This window comes from Alteromonas gilva, from assembly GCF_028595265.1.
In the GTDB taxonomy this organism is placed as follows: domain Bacteria; phylum Pseudomonadota; class Gammaproteobacteria; order Enterobacterales; family Alteromonadaceae; genus Alteromonas; species Alteromonas gilva.
The window spans coordinates 36574-59056 of the sequence record NZ_JAQQXP010000001.1; the positions used below are offsets into that span (position 1 = coordinate 36574).

General features: G+C 46.8%; 26 protein-coding genes. 24 read left to right on the plus strand and 2 right to left on the minus strand.

Going from position 1 to position 22483, the window contains the following annotated elements:
• Positions 1-173: 173 nt before the first annotated feature.
• The 22 genes from rpmH (at position 174) to OIK42_RS00270 (ending at position 18681) form a co-directional block, all read left to right on the plus strand.
• Positions 174-308, plus strand: a complete 135-nt coding sequence (gene rpmH, locus OIK42_RS00165; protein WP_014290886.1) for a 50S ribosomal protein L34 — start codon at positions 174-176, stop codon at positions 306-308.
• A gap of 15 nt (positions 309-323) precedes the next feature.
• The gene (gene rnpA, locus OIK42_RS00170) at positions 324-683 is read left to right on the plus strand and encodes a ribonuclease P protein component (RefSeq protein WP_273637535.1); all 360 of its coding nucleotides are present in this window, start codon (positions 324-326) and stop codon (positions 681-683) included.
• Positions 647-919 carry a membrane protein insertion efficiency factor YidD gene (gene yidD / locus OIK42_RS00175; protein ID WP_273637536.1) on the plus strand — a complete coding sequence of 91 codons (273 nt, stop codon included), beginning with the start codon at positions 647-649 and terminating at the stop codon, positions 917-919. Before rnpA ends, yidD begins: the two co-directional genes overlap by 37 nt.
• A 12-nt stretch (positions 920-931) precedes the next feature.
• The gene (yidC, locus tag OIK42_RS00180; RefSeq protein WP_273637537.1) at positions 932-2599 is read left to right on the plus strand and encodes a membrane protein insertase YidC; all 1668 of its coding nucleotides are present in this window, start codon (positions 932-934) and stop codon (positions 2597-2599) included.
• Between the two features lie 69 nt (positions 2600-2668).
• Complete coding sequence (locus OIK42_RS00185) at positions 2669-3151, plus strand: YajQ family cyclic di-GMP-binding protein (RefSeq protein ID WP_273637538.1); 483 nt, start codon at positions 2669-2671, stop codon at positions 3149-3151.
• A 5-nt stretch (positions 3152-3156) separates the two neighbouring features.
• Entirely contained in the window at positions 3157-4542 is a 1386-nt protein-coding gene (gene mnmE, locus OIK42_RS00190; RefSeq protein WP_273637539.1) for a tRNA uridine-5-carboxymethylaminomethyl(34) synthesis GTPase MnmE, read from the plus strand.
• Positions 4543-4658: 116 nt separating this feature from the next.
• Positions 4659-5099 carry a flavodoxin domain-containing protein gene (locus OIK42_RS00195; RefSeq protein ID WP_273637540.1) on the plus strand — a complete coding sequence of 147 codons (441 nt, stop codon included), beginning with the start codon at positions 4659-4661 and terminating at the stop codon, positions 5097-5099.
• Entirely contained in the window at positions 5100-5759 is a 660-nt protein-coding gene (locus OIK42_RS00200; protein ID WP_273637541.1) for a DnaT-like ssDNA-binding domain-containing protein, read from the plus strand.
• Positions 5760-5761: 2 nt separating this feature from the next.
• Entirely contained in the window at positions 5762-6580 is an 819-nt protein-coding gene (locus tag OIK42_RS00205) for an ATP-binding protein (protein ID WP_273637542.1), read from the plus strand.
• Between the two features lie 586 nt (positions 6581-7166).
• The gene (gene mnmG, locus OIK42_RS00210; RefSeq protein WP_273637543.1) at positions 7167-9068 is read left to right on the plus strand and encodes a tRNA uridine-5-carboxymethylaminomethyl(34) synthesis enzyme MnmG; all 1902 of its coding nucleotides are present in this window, start codon (positions 7167-7169) and stop codon (positions 9066-9068) included.
• Positions 9069-9707 carry a 16S rRNA (guanine(527)-N(7))-methyltransferase RsmG gene (gene rsmG / locus OIK42_RS00215; RefSeq protein WP_273637544.1) on the plus strand — a complete coding sequence of 213 codons (639 nt, stop codon included), beginning with the start codon at positions 9069-9071 and terminating at the stop codon, positions 9705-9707.
• A gap of 12 nt (positions 9708-9719) precedes the next feature.
• On the plus strand, positions 9720-10514 hold the full coding sequence (locus tag OIK42_RS00220) for a ParA family protein (protein ID WP_273637545.1): 795 nt from the start codon (positions 9720-9722) through the stop codon (positions 10512-10514).
• Positions 10515-10544: 30 nt separating this feature from the next.
• Entirely contained in the window at positions 10545-11426 is an 882-nt protein-coding gene (locus OIK42_RS00225) for a ParB/RepB/Spo0J family partition protein (protein ID WP_273637546.1), read from the plus strand.
• A 160-nt stretch (positions 11427-11586) separates the two neighbouring features.
• Positions 11587-11964 (plus strand): ATP synthase subunit I, encoded by a 378-nt coding sequence (locus OIK42_RS00230; protein ID WP_273637547.1) that lies wholly within the window; start codon positions 11587-11589, stop codon positions 11962-11964.
• Positions 11965-12068: 104 nt separating this feature from the next.
• Positions 12069-12902 carry a F0F1 ATP synthase subunit A gene (atpB, locus tag OIK42_RS00235; protein WP_273637548.1) on the plus strand — a complete coding sequence of 278 codons (834 nt, stop codon included), beginning with the start codon at positions 12069-12071 and terminating at the stop codon, positions 12900-12902.
• Between the two features lie 107 nt (positions 12903-13009).
• On the plus strand, positions 13010-13231 hold the full coding sequence (atpE, locus tag OIK42_RS00240; protein ID WP_017444080.1) for a F0F1 ATP synthase subunit C: 222 nt from the start codon (positions 13010-13012) through the stop codon (positions 13229-13231).
• A gap of 49 nt (positions 13232-13280) precedes the next feature.
• Positions 13281-13751 (plus strand): F0F1 ATP synthase subunit B, encoded by a 471-nt coding sequence (gene atpF, locus OIK42_RS00245; RefSeq protein WP_273637549.1) that lies wholly within the window; start codon positions 13281-13283, stop codon positions 13749-13751.
• 15 nt (positions 13752-13766) lie between these two features.
• Entirely contained in the window at positions 13767-14300 is a 534-nt protein-coding gene (gene atpH / locus OIK42_RS00250; RefSeq protein WP_273637550.1) for a F0F1 ATP synthase subunit delta, read from the plus strand.
• A 13-nt stretch (positions 14301-14313) separates the two neighbouring features.
• Positions 14314-15855 (plus strand): F0F1 ATP synthase subunit alpha, encoded by a 1542-nt coding sequence (atpA, locus tag OIK42_RS00255; protein WP_273637551.1) that lies wholly within the window; start codon positions 14314-14316, stop codon positions 15853-15855.
• A gap of 56 nt (positions 15856-15911) precedes the next feature.
• The gene (gene atpG, locus OIK42_RS00260; RefSeq protein ID WP_273637552.1) at positions 15912-16772 is read left to right on the plus strand and encodes a F0F1 ATP synthase subunit gamma; all 861 of its coding nucleotides are present in this window, start codon (positions 15912-15914) and stop codon (positions 16770-16772) included.
• Between the two features lie 33 nt (positions 16773-16805).
• The gene (gene atpD, locus OIK42_RS00265; RefSeq protein ID WP_273637553.1) at positions 16806-18191 is read left to right on the plus strand and encodes a F0F1 ATP synthase subunit beta; all 1386 of its coding nucleotides are present in this window, start codon (positions 16806-16808) and stop codon (positions 18189-18191) included.
• A 76-nt stretch (positions 18192-18267) separates the two neighbouring features.
• Positions 18268-18681: a F0F1 ATP synthase subunit epsilon gene (locus OIK42_RS00270; protein ID WP_273637554.1), complete on the plus strand. Its 414-nt coding sequence runs from the start codon at positions 18268-18270 to the stop codon at positions 18679-18681.
• Between the two features lie 103 nt (positions 18682-18784).
• Here the strand turns inward: OIK42_RS00270 and OIK42_RS00275 are convergent, their stop codons facing one another.
• Positions 18785-19651 carry a transporter substrate-binding domain-containing protein gene (locus OIK42_RS00275; RefSeq protein WP_273637555.1) on the minus strand — a complete coding sequence of 289 codons (867 nt, stop codon included), beginning with the start codon at positions 19649-19651 and terminating at the stop codon, positions 18785-18787.
• 854 nt (positions 19652-20505) lie between these two features.
• On the opposite strand from OIK42_RS00275, the gene OIK42_RS00285 reads away from it, so the two are divergent.
• On the plus strand, positions 20506-21459 hold the full coding sequence (locus tag OIK42_RS00285; RefSeq protein WP_273637556.1) for a hypothetical protein: 954 nt from the start codon (positions 20506-20508) through the stop codon (positions 21457-21459).
• A gap of 46 nt (positions 21460-21505) precedes the next feature.
• Here the strand turns inward: OIK42_RS00285 and OIK42_RS00290 are convergent, their stop codons facing one another.
• The gene (locus OIK42_RS00290) at positions 21506-22093 is read right to left on the minus strand and encodes a tRNA-uridine aminocarboxypropyltransferase (protein WP_273637557.1); all 588 of its coding nucleotides are present in this window, start codon (positions 22091-22093) and stop codon (positions 21506-21508) included.
• A gap of 15 nt (positions 22094-22108) precedes the next feature.
• Here OIK42_RS00290 and OIK42_RS00295 point away from each other — a divergent pair, with 15 nt between their 5' ends.
• Positions 22109-22462, plus strand: a complete 354-nt coding sequence (locus tag OIK42_RS00295) for an MGMT family protein (RefSeq protein WP_273637558.1) — start codon at positions 22109-22111, stop codon at positions 22460-22462.
• Positions 22463-22483: the final 21 nt, after the last annotated feature.

A 22483-nucleotide genomic window follows, 5' to 3' on the forward strand; every position in this document is an offset into this window, starting at 1 on the left:
GCTAAATCCTCACTCACATCGCGTTTATTTGTACAAAAATAAACGCTTTAAAACGCCATTGGCATTGACATCAGGCCAATAGATCTCTAGAATTCAGCGTCCTTTTGCAGCACGTACATTTTTTACGCAGTTGCAGTAACTATTATTTAACTACGAAAAGTGAGACTTTGGTCATGAAAAGAACATTTCAACCGAGCAATCTTAAGCGTAAACGCTCTCACGGTTTCCGTGCTCGTATGGCGACTAAAAATGGTCGTAAAGTACTAGCCGCTCGCCGTGCCAAGGGTCGTGCTCGCCTTTCTGCTTAGTGGTATCTGCCAAAAGTGGGCGAAAATCAATTTTCCAGGGAGTTAAGGCTACTTGCTCCCTCCCACTTTACCTATGTCTTTGATAACGCAATTCCTGCCGTTTCACCGTGCTTTACGGTGCTTGCCAGACATAATCAACTTTCCCATCCACGTATTGGCATTACACTCGCCAAGAAACGTATTCGCAAAGCAAACCAACGCAATCGAATTAAACGACTGATTCGTGAAAGCTTTCGTCATCGCGCTAACATACTGCCAGGTATCGATATTATTGTAGTGGGTAAAACCGGTGCAGATGCCCTATCGAACCAGGAAGTATTTGCCACGCTGGAAAAATTATGGAAAAAGCTCGAAAAGCGCTGCACTTCGGGCTAATAGCATTGCCCTTATGTCTGATATACTTCTACCGCTGGTTTATATCACCAGTACTCGGACAACGCTGTCGGTTTCACCCAAGTTGCTCTGTTTATGCATTAAATGCACTTAAATCGCACGGATTGCTATTTGGCGGTTGGTTATCTATCAAACGCATATTAAAATGCCAGCCCTTGCACCCAGGCGGATATGATCCGGTGCCCGAACACAAACAACATAATAAACACTCAAATTAAAAAGAGACCAGTATGGAATCGCAACGAAGTATTCTGATAATTGCAATAGCATTTGTAAGCTATTTGCTCTGGCAACAATGGCATGCGGATTACGGTCCTCAACCTGTTCAACCAATCAGTCAAACACAAACTGATAACGTACCAGCGGGTGTGCCATCTGCATCGTCAGTTTCTGCTAACAATGGTACCGATGAAGATGTACCGGTTGCCACTAACGATTCGCTCCCCCAGGCACCTGTTAACAGTGGTAATCAGCAGCACTATGTGACCGTGCAAACCGATACACTGAATGTCACCATAAACTTAGTGGGCGGTGACGTAGTTCATGCTGATCTGGTTAAGTTTCCGGTGACCCAGGGCTCAGAAGAGTTATACAGTTTATTACGCGCCAATGCAGGTCTGTATGTAGCGCAGAGTGGTTTGGTTGGCCAGGACGGTCCCGATGGGAGCTCTGAGGGTCGGCCCCTGTATCAGGCATCTGCCGAGTCGTATACGTTAACCGGTGACACCTTGTCGGTCCCCCTAACGTGGTCAAGTAATGATGGCATAAGCATTACCAAAACCTTTACATTCAGCCGTAACCATAACGATGTTGATGTGAGTTATGCTATCAGCAATAACTCGGGCAGAACTGCCACATTCCAACAATATGCGCAGCTTAAACAAACCACCGAAGAAGCGGAAGGTGGCAATATGTTTATGCCAACGTACCGCGGTGCAGCCTACTCTACCGCCGACAACCGTTACAAAAAGTACTCGTTCGACGATATTGAAGACGACAAACTGCGCATCTCCACCACCGGTGGCTGGGTAGGTATGCTGGAACACTACTTTGTGTCGGCCTGGGTACCACCGCAAAGTGAAACTAACTCGTTATACAGCAGAATGCTAAATGGTCAGTATGCCATTATTGGTTATACCGGAACTCCGGCGTCAGTGGCGTCAGGCCAAGCCCTCGAGTTGTCCAGCACGCTATATTTAGGGCCTAAGGATCAAGATAAACTTGCAAAACTGGCACCTGGCCTGGATCTCACGGTTGATTACGGCATTTTATTTTGGATTTCGCAGCCTCTGTTTGCCTTGCTTCAGTTCTTGCACAGCCTGGTAGGAAACTGGGGTGTCGCGATTATCCTCATCACTATTATTGTTAAAGGTGCCATGTACTGGTTAACCAAAAAGCAATACGAGTCGATGGCCAAAATGCGTAATTTAGCGCCTAAAATGCAGCAGCTTAAAGACCGTTTTGGCGATGACCGTCAGAAGATGTCGCAAGCCATGATGGAACTGTACAAGAAAGAAAAAGTAAATCCCATGGGCGGCTGTTTCCCACTATTGCTGCAAATGCCAATATTTTTAGCATTGTACTGGGTGTTGCTGGAAAGCGTTGAATTACGCCACGCTGATTTTGTGCTGTGGATTACAGATTTATCGGTCAAAGACCCCTACTTTGTGCTGCCAATATTAACCGGCGCGAGTATGTATCTGCTGCAAAAACTGCAGCCAACTACCATGACCGATCCTATGCAGCAAAAGATCATGCAGTTTATGCCTGTGGCAATGAGTATTTTCTTTATCTGGTTCCCGGCCGGTCTGGTACTGTACTGGCTTGTCAGTAATGTGATTACCTTAATTCAGGCTAAAATTATTTATGCCTCAATGGAAAAACGCGGCATAAAATAATCACCGCAGGAATACTTAACATTATCAAGCCCGCGTGAATGCGGGCTTTTTTTAAACAGGAGCAGCCCAATGCCTTCGTTTGATATTGTCTCAGAAATTAACATGGAAGAAGTGCGTAACGCGACGGAGAATGCCAATCGTGAACTGGCTACCCGCTTTGACTTTCGCGGCGTAGAAGCCCATTTTGAATATAAAGATAAAACCGTAACCATGCATGCTCAGGCAGAGTTTCAACTTCAGCAAATGGAGTCGATGTTTCGTAATGCCTGTGCCAAACGTAATATGGATACCTCTTCTATTGACTGTAAGCCACTTACGGTAACCGGCAAAAATCATCGTCAGGTTATTGCGTTTAAAGAAGGTATCGAACAACCCATCGCGAAAAAAATCGTTAAACTGGTAAAAGACGCTAAAATTAAGGTACAAACTGCTATTCAGGGCGACCAGCTGCGGATTACCGGCAAAAAGCGTGATGACTTACAGCAAGTTATGGCGTTGGTAAAACAAGCCGATTTGGGTCAGCCATTTCAGTTTAATAATTTTCGCGACTAACCACTATGACTCACCTAAGCCACACAGACACCATCGTTGCACAAGCCACGCCACCAGGCCGTGGCGGCGTAGGTATCGTTCGTGTGTCAGGTCCTCTGGCCCTCTCTGTTGCCCAAACCTTACTGCGCGTAACACTGAAACCACGCCAGGCCAGTTACACTGATTTTTACAATGCCAGCGGCGACGTTATTGATCAGGGTATCGCGCTCTATTTTAACAACCCTCACTCTTTTACGGGCGAAGATGTGGTGGAGTTTCAGGGTCATGGCGGGCCAGTCATTATTGATATGCTGCTGGAGTCAATTTTAAGCGTACCCGGCGTGCGTCTGGCACGGCCAGGTGAATTCAGCGAACAGGCATTCCTTAACGACAAACTCGATTTGGCCCAGGCCGAAGCGATTGCAGACCTTATCGACGCCAGTTCACAGCAAGCCGCAAGAAGCGCGTTACGCTCGTTACAAGGCGAGTTTTCTGAGTACATTCATGCGCTGGCTGAGGCCATTATCCAACTGCGGATGTATGTCGAAGCAGCTATCGACTTCCCGGATGAAGAAATCGATTTTTTATCCGATGGTAAAGTCAGCAACGATCTCAACAACATTTTGAGCAAAGTACATGATGTCAGAAACCAGGCAAAACAAGGCGCATTGCTGCGTGAAGGTATGCAAGTTGTTATTGCTGGTAAACCCAATGCAGGTAAATCCAGCCTGCTAAATGCGCTGGCCGGTCGTGACAGCGCCATTGTTACCGATATCGCTGGCACCACCCGTGATGTACTCAAAGAACACATTCATATTAATGGTATGCCGCTGCACATTATCGACACAGCCGGACTACGTGACAGCCCCGACAAGGTCGAGCAAATCGGTATTGCCCGCGCATGGGATGCCATTAATCAGGCCGACAGAGTACTCTTTGTGGTCGATAGCACCACATCGAGCAGCATTGATCCCTACCTTATCTGGCCTGAATTTATGGCCCGTTTACCAGCCGGTATGCCGGTAACGGTGATCCGCAACAAAGCCGATAAAACCGGTGACGACATACAGTTACAACAAAGTGTATCTGAACATGGTACCTTTACTACCATTGCATTATCAGCAAGCACTGGTGAGGGCATAAATCTGCTGCGTGATCATCTGGCGGCCAGTATCGGTTTAGACACCACCACTGAAGGTCAGTTTATTGCCAGGCGGCGCCATATCGATGCTATCGATACCGCACTTGAACACCTGCAAACAGGTAAGCAACAGCTTGAAGATAATCTCGCCGGCGAGTTACTGGCTGAAGAATTGCGCCTGGCGCATCAGTCGCTCACCGAAATAACCGGCGAATTTACCTCCGATGACCTGCTGGGGCGCATATTCTCGTCATTCTGTATTGGTAAGTGATCTGTCCCGGTAAAGCCTGTTAGCATAAACAGGGTGTAAATTTATTACCTGCGAAGCTATTGTTGATATAATAACGCTCAAACTTAAACTCAGCTAACAGGTTTTACCGGAGCAATATGGATCGTCACTTTACGTTACTTGTAGGTTCAGTATTAGGCGCAAGTGAATATGTCGCAGATGCTATAGCTGAAACCGTGCGCGCTCGCGGCTACAAAGCAACAATACTCACCCAGCCAGATATTGATGATATCGACGAAGACTCAACCTGGTTTATTTGTACCTCTACTCACGGTGCAGGCGAATTACCCGACAACATACGGGCTTTTGCCAGTCAGTTAGAAGGCGAAGAGCTCAGCGACGTAGAGGCATTTATTATCGGCCTGGGCGACAGCAGCTACGATACGTTTTGTCAGGGCGCAATGATAATGCAATCGCTGCTCGAAAAAGGCGGCGCAACACTCATCGCCGATCCGTTGCACATTGATGTGCTGCACCACCCGATACCAGAAGATCGCGCCGTAGAGTGGTTTGAGCCCATTCTCGATACACTCGATTAAATGTTTACCCAGGCCGAACTCAACGCACTGACTACCGCAGTGAGTAATGCTGCGCGGGTTTTATATTGCCTGGCCTTCAGACCCAAAGCCAATACCGATACCTTGTTAACGCCCCCGTTGCAGTACAAAGAGCTGCTGTTATTGGTAAATGGTGACCACAGCCAGCAACTGTTTACCCGTGGTCGGCAAATCAACTCCCTCATCGAGGAACTTGCTCTGGCAGGCCTGGTGACAATCCCTGAGACACTTAATCTCGATGCGTCGTTAAACGGTGAACAATTGCTGTTACCGCTGATTAAAAAAGACCAGCAGTATATGCCGCTGCACCAACAGCATCATGCTATGCATCGTGACTGGCAGCCCGATAAGGCCGTATTTGAAGATATTGCCACACTTATCGGGTTAATCGATAAATCTTACGACGAACAAAATGTTGGCGAGTTTGTCGCCTATTGGTTAGGCCGACCAGAATCGGTATTAAGTCCTTATCAATGGACGCAAAAATTTACCTATTCGTTAAAAAACAGACGCACCGCAACGGGCTACCAGGCAGTCAAAAAGGTAGGCAGCCAGAACGTTGTCATTGAACCTGGCATCGAAGCAGATGATAATGCCAGACAACTCGTTGCTAAATACGCCCACAAACCACAAAGTAAATAATCATGGATTCATTTAAAAATAAGCTTAATTCGCTGGCTAAAACACTGGGTAAATCGGTACCGAATGAATCTGAATATATCGATTATAAAACCCTGCGTAAGCATTACGAAGCGCAGGCAAACCGAGAGATAGCCCAGCTTCAGCAGCAAACTAAAAAACAACGTATAGAACAGTTACACGGTAAATCAGACCTTAACCCACGCTGGACATTCAGTAACCTGGTAGAGGACAGTGACGACGTCATAGAAGCGGTGAGCATTGCCCAGTCGTTTATTGCCGCTCACGAAGATAAAGCCTGGCGCGATGCAGGCTCACATATGATGATATTTTACGGTGACTATGGTCGCGGTAAGTCCCATATCGCCGGTGCAATTGCGCATCAGCTCATCGACCAGTTTGAAATAACCGTGTTATACCGTCAACTGTCAACCTTACTGGAAATGCGCTATTCATCGTATGATTTTGGCGCCCAGGATAATGTTGGTCAGAAGTTTCGTCAGGCCAACCAGGAACTGCTCGACGTTGATATGTTGATCCTCGACGAAGTGTGCGTTAACGAGTCGGTATTAAAGAAAAATGCCCAAAGCTGGCTCGGAAACCTGCTAAGACAGCGTCTGGTAAACAAGAAGAACTGCATATTGATTACCAACCATTCGTTAAACGATCTGGCTCAGGCGTTAGGCAGTTATTGCTTTGAATCACTCAAAGAATACGACACCTACAAAGTGAAATTTTCCGGACCAAGCCGGCGAAACGGCTTAGAAATGGATGACCAGGACGACTTACCACCGCCCCGTTATCAGCCCAATCAGCTGAGATAATCAGTTTGTGTCATAAAAAGCGGGTATCTATACCCGCTTTTTTTTGCGATCAATAAAATAATTAACCGATCCGAAGTGCTCAGATCTGGATAACTCTTTTCCACAGAAAAACACGCTTAAATGCCTTATAATACAGTGATTGAACCGATCCGATCGTGGATCTAGTGAACAACTTATCCCCAGCTAGATCAAAGCTAGATCACCGCTGTGTATAACCTCTCCTAAGTAGCTGTGTACAAGCTTTGATCTCAACTTTGATAAGATCGCAACGAACCTCGCATGTGGATAAAACACCCCCTTATGCACAGGATCAAGAACTGGTTATGATCGGGGTAATACAGATCTTGTTGATCGCGTAATTTAATGTTTTATATGCCAAATAGTGAGTTACCCACAGATCCTGCCGCCCTTAATAAATATAAATATAAAAGATCTATATAGATCCTATATATTAATAACGCGATCCAAAAATACCGTTTCAGGCTTTAATGTAGAAAATTTAACCATTTCCATTAGGCAAGATCTCAGCTAAAATACGCGCCCTTTTTTCGACACTGGCTAAACGATTAAATTTCGTGAGGTAACTATGTTCTATCAGCAAAATTACGATGTAATTGTCGTCGGCGGCGGTCATGCAGGCACCGAAGCTGCACTCGCTGCTGCACGGATGGGCGTTAATACATTATTGCTTACCCACAATATCGAAACCATTGGCCAGATGTCTTGTAATCCGGCGATTGGCGGTATTGGTAAAGGTCATCTGGTCAAAGAGATCGATGCATTGGGTGGCGCAATGGCACTGGCCACCGATCAGGGCGGGATCCAGTTCAGAACATTGAATTCCAGCAAAGGGCCGGCAGTGCGCGCAACCCGCGCCCAGGCTGACCGGTCACTGTATCGCCAGGCGATCCGCAGTATGGTTGAAAATCAGCCCAACCTGACGCTGTTTCAACAGAGCTGTGACGATCTGATCGTCGAAAATGATCGGGTATGCGGCGTTGTTACCCAAATGGGCCTTAAGTTTCGTGCTAAGTCCGTGGTGTTAACCGTGGGTACTTTCCTGGGCGGCACAATCCACATTGGGCTTGAGAATTATCGCGGCGGTCGAGCCGGCGATCCGCCCTCTATCGCCCTCGCAGAGCGTTTACGCGCATTACCGTTTCGGGTAGATCGCCTTAAAACCGGCACGCCTGCGCGTCTGGATATCCGATCGCTGAATTTCGATGCTATGCAGGCACAACCGGGCGACACCCCAGAACCGGTATTTTCGTTTATGGGTAGCCGCGACATGCATCCAAGGCAGATCCCGTGCTACATCACCCATACCAATGAAAAAACCCACGATATTATTCGCAGTGGCCTGGATCGATCGCCCATGTTCACCGGCGTCATCGAAGGGGTTGGCCCGCGTTATTGCCCGAGTATCGAGGATAAAATCACCCGTTTTGCTGACAAAAATTCCCATCAGATCTTTGTTGAGCCAGAAGGACTCACCAGTGTTGAGGTCTACCCTAACGGGATCTCCACCAGTTTACCATTTGATATCCAGCAGGCACTGATCCACTCGATTAAAGGCTTTGAAAACGCACATATTATTCGCCCTGGCTACGCCATTGAGTATGACTTTTTCGATCCCCGTGACCTCAAGCAAACCCTGGAAACCAAGTTTATTGACGGGTTGTTTTTTGCCGGTCAGATCAACGGTACTACCGGTTATGAAGAAGCCGGTGCCCAGGGCTTAATTGCCGGTGCGAATGCGGCCATTCAGGTGCAGGAAAAAGATCCGCTTATTTTGCGTCGCGATCAGGCGTACATGGGCGTATTGATTGACGATCTGGCGACCATGGGTACCAAAGAGCCGTATCGTATGTTTACCAGCCGTGCCGAATACCGTTTACTGCTGCGCGAAGACAACGCCGACCTGCGTTTAACCGCTATCGGCCGCGAACTGGGATTAGTCGATGACGCCCGCTGGCAAAGATTTGTGACCAAAAATGAGGCGGTGGAGCAAGAGCAGCAGCGTCTGCGTGGGCAGTGGATCCATCCGGAACACGCCGCCACGCCTAAACTTAATGAGCTGCTTAAAAATCCGGTAAGTCGTGAGCACTCGCTTGAAGAGTTGATTCGTCGGCCGGAAATGACCTACTCAACGCTGATGAATATTGCCGGGATAGGCCCTGGTCTTACCGATCCTATTGCGGCCGAGCAGGTTGAAATTCAGATCAAGTATGCCGGTTACATTGCCCGGCAGCTCGACGAAATTGCCAAAACACAGCGTCATGAAAATACCCTGTTACCGGCTGATTTTGATTACAGTAAGATATCCGGGCTGTCTAACGAAGTGGTTGCCAAGCTCAGCGACGCACGACCAGAAACCATTGGTAAAGCGGCGCGAATATCCGGAATTACGCCCGCCGCAATTTCGTTATTGCTGGTATACTTGAAAAAACACGGCATGTTACGAAAATACGAGAAGCAGTCAGCCTAAATGAGTTTTGAGCGCGAAAAACTAAGTCTTATGTTACGTGACGGTGCGGCAGCAATGTCGCTACCGCTATCCGGGCAGCAACACAATCTGCTGCTTGATTATGTTGAACGCATCCACAAGTGGAATAAAGCATTTAACCTTACGTCTGTGCGCGACCCTGAGCAAATGATGGTCAAACACATTCTCGACTCATTAGCTGTGGTGCCATTTTTGGATCAACAACACTATATCGACGTGGGAACCGGGCCGGGTTTACCCGGTATCCCGCTGGCGATTGCCTGCCCGGAAAAGTCGTTTACGTTGCTCGATAGTTTGGGTAAACGCGTGCGGTTTATGAAGCAATGTGCCTTCGAGATGAAGCTGATTAACATTAACCCTATTCAAAGTCGGGTTGAGGAACATCAGCCCGAGCAGTACTATGATGCAGTACTCAGCAGAGCGTTTGCGTCGCTAAAAGATATGTTGCACTGGTGCCAGCATCTGGTAGATTCAAAGGGTAAGTTTCTGGCCCTCAAAGGGCAGTATCCGGCCGATGAAATCGCAGCAATACCCGATGCCTTTACTCTGGAATCTTCTGTAGAGCTTTACGTACCGGGGCTACAAGGCGAGCGTCACCTGCTGACGGTTCAAAAATCATAGTTGGGATCAAACGTGGCTAAAGTAATTGCAATTGCAAATCAAAAAGGCGGTGTGGGTAAAACCACCACGGCGGTCAATGTTGCCGCATCAATGGCCGCCACTAAGCGAAAGGTATTACTGATTGACCTTGACCCGCAGGGTAACGCTACGATGGGCAGTGGCGTTGATAAGTACGAAGTTGACGCAACCAGTTATGAGCTTCTGATTGAAGACAAGTCGGTCGATGAGGTAATCGTAAAAAATACCACCGGCAAATACGACCTGATTGCCGCTAATGGTGATGTCACCGCAGCGGAAATTAAGCTGATGGAGCAATTTGCCCGTGAAGTCAGGTTGCGTAACGCGCTGCAGTCAGTGCGTGATTATTACGATTTTATTTTTATTGATTGCCCGCCTTCGCTTAACTTACTCACCGTCAACGCACTGGCGGCCGCTGACTCAATTTTAGTCCCCATGCAATGTGAGTATTACGCGTTGGAAGGATTAACCGCACTGATGGACACCATTCATAAACTGGCGTCGGTGGTAAATCCTGAATTAAAAATAGAAGGTGTGCTGCGGACCATGTATGATCCGCGCAATCGCCTCGCCAATGATGTATCGGAACAACTTAAACGTCATTTTGGTGAACAGGTTTACCGTACGGTCATTCCTCGCAATGTACGCTTAGCCGAAGCCCCCAGTTTTGGCGCACCGGCGATGTATTATGATAAATCGTCTACCGGTGCAAAAGCGTATTTAGCATTGGCCGGTGAAATATTACGGCGACGCGATAAGTCAACAGAAATGCCTGCCAAGGCTAGTTAATAAAAAAAATATTCAGGCATTGAGGATACTATGTCAGCAAAAAGAAGAGGGTTAGGACGCGGTTTGGACGCTTTATTGGCGACCAGTCAGTCATCCTCTCGCCAAGAGAATGGCGAACAGACAGAAAATTTCACCCAGCGTAGCGAACTCAGCAAGTTACCCATTGAATTTATGCAGCCTGGCAAATACCAGCCGCGTAAAGATATGTCGCCGGATGCGCTGGAAGAACTGGCCTCTTCTATTCGTTCACAAGGTATTATCCAGCCCATCGTTGTGCGTGCTGTCGGCGTTGACCGCTACGAAATTATTGCGGGTGAACGGCGCTGGCGTGCTGCGCAACTCGCGCAGCTTGATGTAATCCCCTGCCTGATTAAAGAAGTGGCTGATGAAGCGGCGGTGGCCATCGCACTGATCGAAAATATTCAGCGCGAAGATCTTAATGCCATGGAAGAGGCCCAGGCACTCGACCGGCTGATGAACGAATTTGAACTGACCCACTCAGAAGTGGCCGACGCCGTAGGTAAATCACGCACCACCATTACCAATTTGTTGCGCCTGAATAATTTAAATGATGACGTGAAGCTGCTTGTTGAACATGGTGACATTGAGATGGGCCATGCCCGCGCTTTGCTGGCATTACAAGGCGAAGCCCAGTCGGAAGCCGCTCAGATTGTTTCCGGTAAAGCGCTGACGGTGCGTGATACCGAAAAACTGGTGCGTAAGATTCTCGAACCGGCCGAACCCAAGCCGCCTAAAGAAATCGACCCGGACGTGAAAAGTCTGGTGAATCAATTATCCGATAATCTGGGTACACAAGTCTCTATCGATCACAACGCCAAAGGAAAAGGCAAGTTAGTGATTAATTTTAGCGACCTTGATCAGTTAGACGGCATTTTATCGCGCATTAAATAGCATTTTTACAGGCAATTTAATGGTTAATTTGTCTGACCTTTTGTTATAGACGCAGAAAATTTTCACAATAACATACAAAAAGTCCATAACGGTTGAATTCTATCGCTAAAACAGTATACTTCTGTCGCTTTTTGTTGGGTTTCGAGACCAGAGAATTTAAGTGACAAATAACTTGGCCGACAATGGAAAATCTTTGGCCAAAAAAGCGGCGCTTTTTCAGTGTGCGTCGGCGATAATTTTCATTCTCTTAACATGGGTGATAAGTACCGTTGATATCGCAGTCGCTGTAGCCGCCGGTACGCTCATCAGTATTATACCCAATCAAATTTTCGCATTGTTTGCGTTCAGATATGCCGGGGCCAGCCAAATGCGGCGGGTCACGAAAAGTTTTAGCCAGGGGTCAAAATTAAAACTGGCTGCAACAGTTATATTGTTTGCTATAGCATTCGCGGGGTTAAAACTGGCCCCGCTGCCGGTATTTGCCGGTTTTGCTATAGCCATAGTCAGCTACTGGCTGGCATTGTTTCGTCTGCGATAGTACTAACGAAAAAAATAAAACGCGTCGCCTTAACAAACACGACGGCGAAGGTCGTAAAGACGGAACCGGCAAAGAATTTTAAACTTTAATTTTTAGGTTGAACAATGGCATCTGAATACACTACCTCAGAATATATCAAGCACCACTTGACCAATGCCTCCATGTGCAGCACCGAGAATGGCATAGCGTTTAATGCGCAGTGTGCCGACGCTGGATTTTGGGTATGGCATGTGGACACATTAGGCTGGTCTATCGCACTTGGCCTGTTGTTTTTGGCGCTGTTTCGTTCGGCAGCCAAAAAAGCCACGACGGGTGTGCCTTCTAAATGGCAGGCGTTTGTCGAACTGGTTATCGAATTTGTTGATGACAACGTTAAAAGCACCTTTCATGGTAAAAGCAATCTGATCGCGCCACTGGCTCTGACCATTTTTGTTTGGGTACTTCTGATGAACCTGATGGACTTGGTTCCGGTTGACTGGTTACCGTCGATTGCCGGTATGATTGGTCAGTATGGCTTTGGTATGGATCCGCACGATGTGTATATGAAGGCCGTACCTACCACCGATCTTAATCTGACCTTCGCCCTGGCACTGGGTGTATTTGCGCTGATCATTTTCTATTCAATCAAAATCAAAGGTGTTAGCGGTTTTGTTAAAGAGCTGACTATGCAACCTTTTGGCCACTGGGCGTTTATTCCGGTTAACTTTATACTGGAAACCGTGACGCTGCTGGCGCGTCCATTATCACTTGCGCTGCGTTTATTCGGTAACCTTTACGCCAGTGAGCTTATCTTCATCCTGATTGCAACGCTGGGCTATTTCCAGCTGCCATTGCACTTTGTGTGGTCGGTATTCCACATCCTGGTGCTACCGTTGCAAGCCTTCATTTTCATGATGCTGACCATCGTTTATCTGAGTCTGGCATCAGAGGATCACTAAGAATATTGGGTTGTTGTGCGCTACCTGGCAGTACACGGCAACCCCATTGAAACGTGTTTTATTTACTTTAACTTTTAACTTTAAATTTAACTTAATCGGAGACGTACATGTTATACATCGCTGTTGCACTACTGATCGGTCTTGGCGCCCTTGGGACTGCCATTGGTTTTGGTCTGTTGGGTGGTAAATTCCTGGAATCTGCTGCACGCCAACCTGAACTGGCACCTCAACTGCAAGTTAAGATGTTTGTTGTAGCGGGTCTTATCGATGCCATCGCAATGATTGGTGTTGGTATCGCTTTATACCTCTTGTTCGCTGTTGGTGCTTAATTTTTATTAACTCAAGTCTATTAGCGAACATATATGAGGAGGAGCGGTTGTGAATATTAACGCCACTCTAATTGGTCAAACAATCGCATTCATCGTTTTTGTGTGGTTCTGCAAAAGCTATGTATGGCCACCATTGATGGCCGCGATTGAAGAGCGTCAGAAGAAGATAGCCGATGGCCTTGCTGCTTCTGATCGCGCTGAGAAAGACCTGGAGCTTGCTAAAGCCAAGGTTTCTGAGCAATTAAAAGAAGCGAAAGCACAAGCAGCTGATATTATCGAGCAGGCCAAAAAGCGCGGCAATCAACTTGTTGATGAAGAAACGCAACGTGGCCATGCTGAGCGTGAAAAAATTATCGCGCAAGGTTATGCCGAAATTGAAGCTGAACGCAATCGTGCCAAAGAGGAACTGCGTAAGCAGGTAGCAGCCTTAGCTGTTGCTGGCGCACAGCAGATCCTTGAACGTGAAATCGACGCTAGCGCGCAAAGCGACATTGTTGAAAAACTTGTCGCCGAACTTTGATAAAGGAGATGAGCCATGTCTGAATTGACAACCGTAGCTCGTCCCTATGCAAAAGCGGCTTTCGATTTTGCTATTGAGCATAATGCCATCACACAATGGCAGGACATGCTGAGCTTTGCAGCAGAGGTCTCTAAAAACGAGACTATTCGCAAGTTATCGACAGGCTCGATGGCGGCGGACAAGATTGCAGAACTCTACATTAATGTCTGTGGTGATTCGCTCGATGAACATGGTCAGAATCTGATTAAGATACTGGCTGAGAATAAACGTTTAACGGTACTGGCCGACATCTCTGCGATGTTTAATTTGTATAAAGCAGAGCATGAAAAAGAAGTAGAAGTGTCGATCACCTCTGCGTCTGAGCTTAGCGAAGCTCAGCAATCTGGACTCAGTACAGCGTTAGAAAAACGTTTGGCACGTAAAGTGAAGCTTATTTGTAACGTGGATCCTGCCTTGGTAGCTGGCCTGGTAATTAAAGCCGGCGATACAGTTATCGATGGTTCCGTGAAATCTAAATTGAACCGTCTCGCAGACGCGTTGCAAGCATAACGGGGATAAGAGCATGCAACTTAATTCCACTGAAATTGCAGAACTGATCAAGAAACGAATTGAACAGTTTGATGTAACCAGTGAAGCACGCAACGAAGGTACTATCGTCGCAGTAACTGACGGTATCATCCGCATTCACGGCCTGGCCGATGTCATGCAGGGTGAAATGGTTGAGCTTCCTGGAGGTCGCTATGCGATCGCACTGAACCTGGAGAGAGACTCTGTAGGTGCAGTGGTAATGGGTCCTTACTCGGACCTGCAAGAAGGACAAAAAGTCCAGTCTACTGGCCGTATTTTAGAAGTACCAGTAGGTCGTGCACTGTTAGGCCGTGTGGTAAACACCCTGGGTGCGCCGATTGACGGTAAAGGATCTATCGACGCTGAAGGTTTTGAACCTGTTGAAAAAATTGCACCGGGCGTTATTGAACGTCAGTCTGTTGATCAGCCGGTACAAACCGGTTACAAATCAGTTGATGCAATGATTCCAATTGGCCGTGGTCAGCGTGAGCTGCTTATCGGTGACCGTCAGACTGGTAAAACCGCGATGGCCGTTGATGCCATCATTAATCAGAAAAACACCGGTGTTAAATGTGTGTATGTAGCCGTAGGCCAAAAAGCCTCGACTATCGCTAACGTGGTTCGTAAGCTGGAAGAGCACGGTGCAATGGATCATACCATTGTAGTGGCAGCGTCAGCGTCTGAGTCAGCAGCACTGCAATACCTGGCGCCTTACTCTGGTTGTACCATGGGTGAATATTTCCGTGACCGCGGTGAAGACGCGCTGATCGTATATGATGATTTGTCTAAGCAAGCTGTTGCTTACCGTCAAATCTCATTGCTGCTTAAGCGTCCGCCAGGCCGTGAAGCTTACCCGGGTGACGTGTTCTATCTTCACTCACGCTTACTTGAGCGCGCTGCCCGTGTTAACGAGCAGTATGTTGAGCGTTACACCAAAGGTGAAGTGAAAGGCAAAACGGGTTCATTAACCGCCCTGCCAATCATTGAAACACAAGCCGGTGACGTTTCAGCATTCGTACCTACTAACGTAATCTCGATTACTGACGGTCAGATCTTCTTGGAAACTGACTTATTCAACGCAGGTATCCGTCCGGCGGTTAACGCTGGTATCTCGGTATCGCGTGTTGGTGGTGCAGCGCAAACCAAAATCGTTAAGAAGCTGGGCGGTGGTATCCGTTTAGCCCTGGCTCAGTACCGTGAACTGGCGGCGTTCTCGCAGTTTGCTTCTGACCTTGACGAAGCAACTCGTGCCCAGCTTGAGCACGGTGAGCGTGTTACCGAGTTAATGAAACAGAAACAGTATGCGCCATTGTCAGTGGCCTATATGGGTGTTTCCCTGTTCGCGGTAGAAAAAGGCTTTTTGAAAGACGTGGAACTGAACAAGATCCTCGATTTCGAAGCAGCCCTGCATTCATACATGAGCAGCGAACACGCTGAGCTAATGAAAACTATCAATGAAACAGGTAACTACAACAATGACATTGAGTCTCAGTTGAATGACGCTTTAACCAAATTTAAAGCGACACAAACTTGGTAATCAATGGCTGGTGGTGAAAACCACCAGCGAAACGTTGAGTAATCGGAGAGATAGTCATGGCCAGCGGTAAAGAGATAAAAGGTAAGATTGGGAGTATTAAAAATACTCAAAAAATTACCAGTGCGATGGAAATGGTTGCTGCGTCTAAAATGAAAAAGGCGCAGGAACGAATGGCTACTGGTCGTCCGTACGCACAAAACATGCTTAAAGTGATTGGTCACATTGCTAACGGTAACCTGGAATATCGCCATCCTTATCTGGAAGAGCGTGATGTAAAACGGGTTGGTTACATTGTGATTTCCACTGACCGGGGCTTGTGTGGTGGGTTAAACACCAACGAGTTTAAATTGGTAACCCAGGAAGTAAAAGCCTGGCGCGCCAAAGACGTCGAAGTGGACTTTGCAGCGCTAGGTTCTAAGGCGTGTGCGTTCTTTAAACGGTTTGGCGGCAACTTACTTGCTGCAGAATCCGGTTTAGGTGATGCACCGAAAGTCAGTGACATAGTGGGTGTCGTTCGTGTCATGCTTAAGGCATTCGACGAAGGAAAACTAGATAAAATATTTTTGGTTTTCAATGACTTTGTAAACACTATGACACAGCAGCCTGTAAGCAATCAATTACTGCCTTTGCCAAAGTCAGAGGACGAAACATTAAAGCATCGCTGGGATTATATTTACGAGCCGGATCCAAAGCCAATTTTGGAAGCATTAATGGTTCGTTACATTGAATCTCAGGTTTATCAGGGTGTAGTAGAAAACGCTGCGTCAGAGCAAGCTGCTCGAATGGTTGCAATGAAAGCCGCAACCGATAACGCAGGTAACCTGATCGATGATCTTCAATTGGTATACAACAAAGCGCGTCAGGCCGCGATCACACAAGAAATCAGTGAGATCGTGAGCGGTGCAGCGGCGGTGTAGGCAAAGGTTTATAAAAGTTAATGAGGACAAATTATGAGTCAAGGTAAGGTCGTCCAAGTCATTGGCGCCGTTGTGGACATAGAGTTTCCACAAGACGCGGTTCCAAAAGTATATGACGCACTTAAAGTTACCGAGGGTGGCTTGTCTGGGTTAACCCTGGAAGTGCAACAACAATTAGGCGGCGGTGTAGTACGTACCATCGCTCTGGGGTCTACCGACGGTTTGCGTCGTGGTTTAGACGTTGAAAACACGGGTAAGCCAATTCATGTGCCGGTTGGGGTTAAAACTCTGGGTCGCATCATGGATGTACTGGGTAACCCGATTGATGAAGCGGGTCCAATTGGTGAAGAAGAGCGTATGTCTATTCACCGTGAAGCGCCCAGCTACGAAGATCAGTCAAGCTCAGTAGAACTGCTTGAAACAGGTATTAAAGTAATCGACCTGGTTTGCCCATTCGCTAAGGGTGGTAAAGTAGGTCTGTTCGGTGGTGCCGGTGTTGGTAAAACCGTTAACATGATGGAGCTTATCCGTAACATCGCCATCGAGCACAGTGGTTACTCTGTGTTTGCCGGTGTTGGTGAGCGTACTCGTGAAGGTAACGATTTCTATCACGAAATGAACGACTCCAACGTACTGGATAAAGTATCACTGGTTTACGGTCAGATGAACGAGCCACCAGGAAACCGTTTGCGCGTGGCGCTGACCGGTTTGACCATGGCTGAGAAATTCCGTGACGAAGGCCGTGACGTACTGTTCTTCGTGGATAACATCTATCGTTATACCCTGGCCGGAACCGAAGTATCAGCACTGTTAGGCCGTATGCCGTCAGCGGTTGGTTATCAGCCAACGCTGGCTGAAGAAATGGGTGTTCTGCAGGAACGTATCACGTCGACCAAGACTGGTTCAATCACGTCGATTCAGGCGGTATACGTACCAGCCGATGACTTGACTGACCCGTCACCAGCAACGACCTTTGCTCACTTGGATGCAACGGTGGTTCTGTCTCGTGATATCGCGTCTTTGGGTATTTACCCAGCGGTAGATCCACTGGATTCGACTTCTCGTCAGTTAGACCCACAGGTAATTGGTCAGGAACACTATGACACAGCGCGTGGTGTACAGTCAGTTCTGCAGCGTTATAAAGAACTGAAAGACATCATTGCGATTCTGGGTATGGATGAATTGTCTGAAGAAGACAAGCAGGTGGTATCACGTGCGCGTAAAATTCAGCGTTTCCTTTCTCAGCCATTCTTCGTAGCAGAAGTATTCACTGGCTCTCCGGGTAAGTATGTTTCTTTAAAAGACACGATCAGTGGCTTTAAAGGCATTCTGGCTGGTGAGTATGATGATCTGCCAGAACAAGCCTTCTACATGGTTGGTTCGATCGATGAAGCGATGGAAAAAGCCAAAAAAGCTTAATTTACGCGTAGCCGGTAATAGCAATATCGCCGGCTAACAATGTAGACAGGCTTTACGGACCTATCAGGAGGTTATTATGGCAATGACAGTTCATCTGGATGTAGTAAGCGCAGAAGAGGAAATCTTTTCTGGTCTCGTTGAAACTTTGCAGGTGACAGGAAGCGAAGGTGAATTGGGTATATACCCGGGTCACGCGCCTCTCATCACTCCAATTAAACCTGGCATGGTGCGTTTGGTTAAACAGCATGGTGAAGAAGAAGTTATTTATGTTGCCGGTGGTGTGCTGGAAGTACAGCCTGGCAGCGTAACTGTTCTGGCGGATTCCGCTGTGAGAGCAGAAGACTTGGATGCACAAGCCGCTGAAGAAGCTAAACAACGTGCTGAAGAGCACATCGCCAATCCAGGCGCTGATTTCAATTATGCTGAAGCTGCCATTGAGTTAGCCGAGGCAATTGCGCAATTACGCTTAATTCAAAAACTGCGTAAGTAAATTGCAATGAATCATGATAAAAACCCGGGCTTTCCCGGGTTTTTTTGTATCTGTTGTTTTTAGCTTTATGTGCTGACTAAGCATCAATAACCGTGGTTTGACGCTATTGTTGTCGGCTCAACGGCGTGTGCATCGGTTGTAAATCTGCAGGTAACATAGGGTTTTCAAGGGTAATAAAACGAATGTGTTGACCCTCAAGGTAGTTAAGTTCAGTGGCAAAATATTCTTGCAGCAATCGGGCAATGTCACCATTTTCCTGCAGACGTTTTAAGCCAAATTGCAGCCGGTCGGCCATATTTTGTCTACCGGCAGGTACATAAAACACCACTGCAAAAGGGTACACGATCACCAGCTCAGGGACTGCAAAGAGCAAGTCCGGTTCGCTAGCCTGATTTAAATCGTCCTCCAGCGCCAGAATACTGGACGGAAAAAAGTCAAACCGTTTGAGCTCTAGCATACTGAATAACGTGGTGACATTCGCCGTATCATCCACCAGCATGTTATTTGCACGGAATACATCAACATCAAGCCAATCCCGTGCCAGGCCAACCGAAAACTTTTTCAAATCACTTAAGGTATTAACCCCGGTAAATGATTGCAGGTTATCCTTATGCACAACCAAACGCCGGTAACCCAGCAAATTTTGCATAATAGGCACCGGCACGACAAGGTTAACCTCGGCCGGGTTATTAATGTCGGTTGAACCTAAATACGGCCCACTTCGAACATTAATCACCTCGCCAGCATTAATTTCGCGACGAACACGATTAGTGCTCAACTCGAGTTGAACACGTTGAAGTTGATAAGGCCCAAAAGCTGAAGAACTTGCTTCAAGTGCCATTCGCAACAACGCGAACTCATAATTTTCCCTGGCTGGTGAATGTCCCCAATCCCAATACTTATAAACCTCATTTGCCCACAACGCAGGGCTGCACGCCCAAATAAGCATTATCGGTATTAGTGTTTTCATACCCACTCAGGCATCCTCCCTTATCAGATCAATAACACGGCCAGTTATTGCAGGCGGATCCGCCTGATAATTATCGTCAATTTGCAAAGGCATAACCCAACGATGCGTTGTTAATTGGTGATGCTACATTAGCGTGTACTATAAACGTTGTGATAGCACAGTTAGTAATGCGTGTATTTGTTAACGACACTATTTATATACGTTCCATGGCAAGAATCAGTTTGTCTTTGGTGTTAAGTTCATTTGACTGGTCTATCTATGCCTTGCCAGTGAAATGGTTAGCTGGTTGTGGCGTTTATACACCGGCTCTGCCGACGTTTGTTGTGTGTAAGGGTATGGACTATTACTTTGCCGAGAAAACCTCCTGTATAACCGTAACGGTAATATTGGTACAATTTTCGGAACGACAACGATGACCGATTCAACATTCATTAACTAGAACTGCCCTGCTGCGACATCCCCCGCTCCATGGCTTTTTTTGCTGAGGCATTCGGTTGGTCATTTAACGACTACACCAGGGTAAGGGCGCCGGGTATTGTGAGTTTAAAGAGCACGGGATTACAGGCGGTTTTAACCAGTCAGATAAATCATCGCTGACAGATAACGGAGCCGCACCACTGGTATTTTATAGTCCGTTACTGGCCGCCATGCTTGCCAGTGTAGAAAGTCATGGCGGTAAAATAATAAAACCTGTTTTTGCTTTTTCTGGCGGACAGCGTTTCCACTTTACGGAGCCCAGCGGTAATGAGTTTGTTGTCTGGAGCGATCATTAATGCGAAATTGAAGTGTATTCGCTACTATAGCGACTATGAGCGTCATACATTAATAGCGAACCGCACGTGTTGTAAAAGAGCATGAATAAGAAAAAAAATACTGTGCTGCAGTTGTGGATGTTGCCATTGCTATTTGTGGTTGGTTGTTTTGCCGTTAACTACGCCACCGGTGCCCTGGATTATCGAAACATCAGTAGTGAGAGTTCCCAACGGGACTTTAATGCGGCATTGGGTATGCCACTGGTTATTGGTTACCTGTGGGTTTCGCTGAGAATAATGCACCGGCGAGCCGCCAACGGCATGGCCGAATTTCTGGTTAAGATTAATCAGGTAAGTGCCTTCGAACGCCATATCAGAGTGCTCGAGGTTAAGCTGGTAAAACATGTAATACTGGCGTTGGCATTAGCCATATCGGTAACGTTAGTTTATTTAATCACTGAGGATTTACTGGCTTTCAATCAGCCTCTGTCTGTGCTGGTTCTCAACATGATGGCAGTGCCTTTTTGGTTTTTGATTTTTTTATTTACTGTGCAATCTGCATGCTTCCCCCGATATTTGTACCGACACCTGCTAAGGCCTAATATCAGTGACGTCAGCGCTATTTGTCATTGCAAACTCATTTACGATCTGGGCATGAATAACACTATATTGTGTTTAATGATGTTTGCGTTGTTTCCTGTATTTTGGTTTGGTAAAACCATACCAATTATCGATATCATAATCTTGTTTGTGGTATTTGCTGCCCTAACGATTTTATTGTTTTTGCCGGTTATCAGAATGATATTGCTGATGAAAAGGCACTGTCGCGAGAATATTTATGCACTGGAGCTTCGCATTCGCGAGCGCGTTGTTGCCGGGCAGAGTGACCAGAACATCAATGACTTATCAGATCAGCTAAACCGTCTTAACCAGCTTGATGATGATTTAAAGCATATACACTATTGGCCCGGAGACCTTTTGGCAAACCTGCAGATACTCCTGCTGACGATTGGTATACCTGTTGTTTGCCTGCTATTAGCCTGGGTCATAACTTGAAACCATCACAGTTGCTAACCTATCTGCGTGGTATTTAGTAAGCTATCTATTGCTTGTCTTTACTACGCTGAACAAAACTTTGCCAACGCCGGGTAAAGCTAGTTAATAATTGCAGTAATGGCTTGGTATCGAGTTGTTCAATGGTGTTTAAGCTGTATGCCACGGCTTCAAGCGTGGATAAGCTGATATCGAGCTTTGATTTCCTGATCGCATATTGCCCTGCATTGGGAAGTGCGAGTTTATAAAACGGGAAACGGTTCAACCATTCATTATTTTTCCACATGCCATAGGCCTGTTTCCAACTACCATCAATAAAAATAACTCGCTCAATCTTCGTCTTGCGAGCCTCTGTTATATTAAGAACCTGACTGTTTGGCGACGGGTAAAGAACAACAGTATTGAGCGGTTGTGAACGCAATAACTCCTGTAATGAACTAAAGTCTATGGCAGATTTACCTACATAAATTTTAATTTTAGCTAAACTATGAGTAAGTAACCGTACTGTATTTTTTGCATGCGATGCCTCTTTAGGGTGTTGCAGTATAATTATTTCTGCCTGGTTATTTACCGCAGCAATATCCTGGCAAAGGCATGTTTTTAACGGGTAGCCACAATCTGAGCAGCATTGGCGCATGGTAAATACACTTTTATGACAAGTTTGGTAAAGCGTACCGCAATAGAGCGGGTAAGGCACACAGTTAGTCTGGTACCAAGGGGGAAAATCGCAAGCTATGGTCAGGTGGCAGATTTAGCTGGTTTGCCCGGTCGCGCCAGATACGTGGGCTATTGTCTGCGCAATACGCCCGCAAGTGAACGTTTGCCCTGGCATCGTATTGTTCGTAGTGATGGTAAATTGGCGTTCCCTCCACAGAGTGATTCTGCCCATACACAGCAAACACTTTTGCATGCAGAGGGTATTCGTGTACAAAACAACCGGGTCAGTATCAGCGAGTTTGGCTGGCAGCCCGACCTGGGCGCACTGCTACATGAAATACCGTATTAATTGATAAGTGAAACAACGCAT

What these genes read in the sequence shown, in the direction of transcription:
- rpmH (WP_014290886.1), top strand. Translation starts at nt 174, where the DNA reads ATGAAAAGAACATTTCAACCGAGCAATCTTAAGCGTAAACGCTCTCAC.
- yidD (WP_273637536.1), top strand. Translation starts at nt 647, where the DNA reads ATGGAAAAAGCTCGAAAAGCGCTGCACTTCGGGCTAATAGCATTGCCC.
- yidC (WP_273637537.1), top strand. Translation starts at nt 932, where the DNA reads ATGGAATCGCAACGAAGTATTCTGATAATTGCAATAGCATTTGTAAGC.
- OIK42_RS00185 (WP_273637538.1), top strand. Translation starts at nt 2,669, where the DNA reads ATGCCTTCGTTTGATATTGTCTCAGAAATTAACATGGAAGAAGTGCGT.
- mnmE (WP_273637539.1), top strand. Translation starts at nt 3,157, where the DNA reads ATGACTCACCTAAGCCACACAGACACCATCGTTGCACAAGCCACGCCA.
- OIK42_RS00195 (WP_273637540.1), top strand. Translation starts at nt 4,659, where the DNA reads ATGGATCGTCACTTTACGTTACTTGTAGGTTCAGTATTAGGCGCAAGT.
- OIK42_RS00200 (WP_273637541.1), top strand. Translation starts at nt 5,100, where the DNA reads ATGTTTACCCAGGCCGAACTCAACGCACTGACTACCGCAGTGAGTAAT.
- OIK42_RS00205 (WP_273637542.1), top strand. Translation starts at nt 5,762, where the DNA reads ATGGATTCATTTAAAAATAAGCTTAATTCGCTGGCTAAAACACTGGGT.
- mnmG (WP_273637543.1), top strand. Translation starts at nt 7,167, where the DNA reads ATGTTCTATCAGCAAAATTACGATGTAATTGTCGTCGGCGGCGGTCAT.
- rsmG (WP_273637544.1), top strand. Translation starts at nt 9,069, where the DNA reads ATGAGTTTTGAGCGCGAAAAACTAAGTCTTATGTTACGTGACGGTGCG.
- OIK42_RS00225 (WP_273637546.1), top strand. Translation starts at nt 10,545, where the DNA reads ATGTCAGCAAAAAGAAGAGGGTTAGGACGCGGTTTGGACGCTTTATTG.
- atpB (WP_273637548.1), top strand. Translation starts at nt 12,069, where the DNA reads ATGGCATCTGAATACACTACCTCAGAATATATCAAGCACCACTTGACC.
- atpE (WP_017444080.1), top strand. Translation starts at nt 13,010, where the DNA reads ATGTTATACATCGCTGTTGCACTACTGATCGGTCTTGGCGCCCTTGGG.
- atpH (WP_273637550.1), top strand. Translation starts at nt 13,767, where the DNA reads ATGTCTGAATTGACAACCGTAGCTCGTCCCTATGCAAAAGCGGCTTTC.
- atpA (WP_273637551.1), top strand. Translation starts at nt 14,314, where the DNA reads ATGCAACTTAATTCCACTGAAATTGCAGAACTGATCAAGAAACGAATT.
- atpG (WP_273637552.1), top strand. Translation starts at nt 15,912, where the DNA reads ATGGCCAGCGGTAAAGAGATAAAAGGTAAGATTGGGAGTATTAAAAAT.
- atpD (WP_273637553.1), top strand. Translation starts at nt 16,806, where the DNA reads ATGAGTCAAGGTAAGGTCGTCCAAGTCATTGGCGCCGTTGTGGACATA.
- OIK42_RS00270 (WP_273637554.1), top strand. Translation starts at nt 18,268, where the DNA reads ATGGCAATGACAGTTCATCTGGATGTAGTAAGCGCAGAAGAGGAAATC.
- OIK42_RS00275 (WP_273637555.1), bottom strand. Translation starts at nt 19,651, where the DNA reads ATGAAAACACTAATACCGATAATGCTTATTTGGGCGTGCAGCCCTGCG.
- OIK42_RS00285 (WP_273637556.1), top strand. Translation starts at nt 20,506, where the DNA reads ATGAATAAGAAAAAAAATACTGTGCTGCAGTTGTGGATGTTGCCATTG.
- OIK42_RS00290 (WP_273637557.1), bottom strand. Translation starts at nt 22,093, where the DNA reads ATGCGCCAATGCTGCTCAGATTGTGGCTACCCGTTAAAAACATGCCTT.
- OIK42_RS00295 (WP_273637558.1), top strand. Translation starts at nt 22,109, where the DNA reads ATGACAAGTTTGGTAAAGCGTACCGCAATAGAGCGGGTAAGGCACACA.